1 protein-coding gene is annotated in these 386 nt (G+C 63.2%); it reads left to right on the plus strand.

The window, feature by feature from the left end:
- Nucleotides 1–386 (plus strand): tetratricopeptide repeat protein (locus AC1D0P_RS31450; protein ID WP_477680307.1); only part of this gene is annotated, 386 nt, incomplete at both ends.

Here is a 386-nt window from a genome sequence, read left to right on the forward strand (position 1 = left end):
GGCGAGGGGCTGTCGCGTGACCTGAAGCGACCGGCAGCGCTCATACTTGCGCTTTTCCTCTGTCTCATACTGCCGGCCGGCGGCTTTGCCATCTATCAGAGGATGGGCAGTCCCGCCGAGCCGGACGAGCCCTTGGCCGCACGGATGAAAAGCTCTGATCCGGACATCAACATCCTGATCGCCAAGACCGAGGACCATCTCGCTACCAACCCCACCGATGGCAGGGGTTGGGAGCTCCTCGCGCCGATCTACATGCGCCGCATGCGTGCCGACGATGCCGCCAATGCCTACCGCAATGCCATCAAATATCTTGGCGAAAATCCTGGGCTATGGGGCGCACTCGGTGAAGCTCTGACCGCCGGCGCGGACGGGCGCGTGAGCAAGGA

The organism is Polaromonas sp. P1_G2, assembly GCF_056405515.1.